The following is a 2,254-nucleotide window of genomic DNA, read 5'->3' as shown; positions in this document are numbered from 1 at the left end:
TCACCACGGCGTCGAACCGCCGTGCGATCTCGAGGACGTCATCGACGCGGTCCGCGCCGATCTCCCTGCCGAGGAGGATCGCCGCCTCTTCGAGATTGACGTTCAGAATGAGCGTCGACGGCAGCCGCGTGCGGTCGATGTCAGGAAGGATGCCGATCGCGAAGGCGTCGAGCACCAGAGCGGCCACCTGCGCGTCAGCGACGGCGAGCAGAGTGCCGCGCGTCTCGTCCGCGTCGTCGAATCCCGGACCGACCAGCACCGCATCAGCCGATTCCAGCTCTTCGCGCACGGCGCGCCCGAGCGGATCGGTCGCCTCGGCGGGGAGGGCGAAGATCGCCGCCTCGCGGATCGCGGTCCCGAGCTGCGCCTCGATCGAGGCTGGTGCGACCAGCCCGAGCCGCCCCGCTCCGACCCGCAGCGCCGCCTCTCCGGCGAGGAGGACTGCACCCGGCGAGCGCCGCGACCCGCCGACGACCATCACCCGACCGCGGGACTTCTTCGACTCGCCAGGATCGGGCAGCCCCCACTCCCGGAGCAGCTGCCGACCGACGGGGCTACTCGGGCTCGACATCGGGGTGCCCGGGGTGGACGGTGATCTCGGCGCCCTCACGGCGGAGGTGATCGACCGAGGCGAATTCGACCAGCTCCCAGCCCCTCCCGGCCCGCACGACGTGGGTCACCGACGCATTGAGGACGGTGTTGGTCGCCGCGAACTCCAGCAGCTGCGCCTCGTCCATGGGGAGCATCAGATAGAGCAGGAGCATCACGACGGCGTCATGCGCGACGACCATCGCGCTGCCGCCCTCCATCTCCGTCGCGTCGCGCAGGAACGAACGAAGCCGCAGTGCGACATCGGCCCACGATTCACCGCCCGGGGGTCGGTGGTAGAACTTGCCGAGGTGACGGCGCCGCTCCATCTCCTCAGGCTGCAGACGGGCGATACCATGACTGGTCAGCAGATCGAGGATCCCCAGTTCGCGATCCCTGAGTCGCTCATCCACGACCACCGGGGGGTGGGGGCCGTCTTCCCCCAGCGCGATCGCGAGGGTCTGCCGGGCGCGCACATACGGCGACACCCAGAATCCGTCGATGGCTGAGTGTTGGCTCTGCGTGGGCGGGGGGGGGCGCGCCGTGGGGCGGGGCACCACGGCGGTCACCGGTAGAACTCGCCGTAATAGGTGTCGAGGCGATCTCGGTAGGCGGGGTCGTCGTCGGTGGCGGACTCATCCAGCTCCGGAGAGTTCTTGATCTGGTCCTTCGTCAGGTCGACATAGACCTTCTGTTCCACGTCATCCACTCGCTGGATCGTTCCGGCAGGAAGGACCACCTTCCGCCCGAAGATCCACGGGCCGGTGTCGACGACGATCCGGCTGGTGCCCACCTCGTGGCTTGCCTCATCGATCTTGCCGATGGAACCGTCGCTGGCGTGCACGTGGTAGCCCACCAGGTTGCTGGACTCGGGTGTGCGGTCCGCCGACTCCCGGTAGTTCCATGCGTCCCATGATGTAGACATCTCTGCTCCTTGTCCTCATTCGGTGGCGAGGGTGGATGCGCGACCGGGGTTGGCCGCTGCGAGGTTCACGCTATGCGCGGTCGCCGAAGCCGAGGACCCCCTGGCGGAACCGCGCGAAATGGCGTAAAACGCGACAGGCTCCCAGCCGGCGGCAGAATCGTCCGCAGGGCGGTCGGCCCGATGTGTCTGGGTCCTTGACACCGGAGCGATCGTGGGCATCGACGGACCTCGAGCGCGATCAGACGCGAGCAGACGGACCGCGCGTCTGTCAACCCATCTGGCCCTCGCAATTCAGCGAGGTAGCGTCCTCGTATCGAGCCACCGATCGTTGCCGCAGGGAAGGACGGGCGTCATGCAGCCGTTGCAAGAAGCACCGACGACTGCCCTCCTAGGCGGCCGCTATCAGCTGGGCGAGCGCATCGGCGAGGGCGGCATGGCGCACGTCTATCGAGCCGAAGACCTGTGGCTCGGACGGACCGTGGCCGTCAAGCTCATCCGGGGCGATGCCGACGCGGTCGACTCCCCGGTTCGGGCGCGCACCGAGATGACGGTGCTGGCCTCGCTCGATCACCCCGCTCTCGTGAAGCTCCTCGACGGCAGCGTCGACCCAGGACAGCCGCAATACCTCGTCATGGAATTCGTCGACGGCACGAACCTTGCCGAGCGCATCAACGATGGCCCGCTGCCGCCAGACCTCGTCGCTCATCTCACCGTCCAACTGGCTTCTGCACTCCACTCCGT

Annotated in this window: 4 protein-coding genes; 1 reads left to right on the top strand and 3 read right to left on the bottom strand. The window is 68.0% G+C overall.

The genetic code is table 11. From position 1 onward, the window contains the following. From AC1DVT_RS20310 to AC1DVT_RS20300, 3 genes are all read right to left on the bottom strand, one after another. Window positions 1-571 (bottom strand): ADP-dependent NAD(P)H-hydrate dehydratase (locus AC1DVT_RS20310; RefSeq protein ID WP_477391211.1); only part of this gene is annotated, 571 nt, incomplete at its 3' end. Then, window positions 555-1,145 carry a histidine phosphatase family protein gene (locus AC1DVT_RS20305; RefSeq protein WP_477391213.1) on the bottom strand — a complete coding sequence of 197 codons (591 nt, stop codon included), beginning with the start codon at window positions 1,143-1,145 and terminating at the stop codon, window positions 555-557. The genes AC1DVT_RS20305 and AC1DVT_RS20310, both read right to left, overlap by 17 nt. A gap of 8 nt (window positions 1,146-1,153) precedes the next feature. Then, window positions 1,154-1,513 (bottom strand): PRC-barrel domain containing protein, encoded by a 360-nt coding sequence (locus AC1DVT_RS20300; protein ID WP_477391210.1) that lies wholly within the window; start codon window positions 1,511-1,513, stop codon window positions 1,154-1,156. Window positions 1,514-1,865: 352 nt separating this feature from the next. On the opposite strand from AC1DVT_RS20300, the gene AC1DVT_RS20295 reads away from it, so the two are divergent. Further along, a partial coding sequence (locus AC1DVT_RS20295; RefSeq protein WP_477391208.1) for a protein kinase domain-containing protein occupies window positions 1,866-2,254 on the top strand: 389 nt, incomplete at its 3' end.

This window comes from Microbacterium sp. P2_F9 (assembly GCF_056403635.1).
Note: the sequence above shows the minus strand (reverse complement) of the source record. Positions and strands in the feature narration are given on the sequence as shown.

Excerpts from the sequence above, each read along its gene's own strand:
- AC1DVT_RS20300 (WP_477391210.1), bottom strand. The coding sequence starts at position 1,513 with ATGTCTACATCATGGGACGCATGGAACTACCGGGAGTCGGCGGACCGC.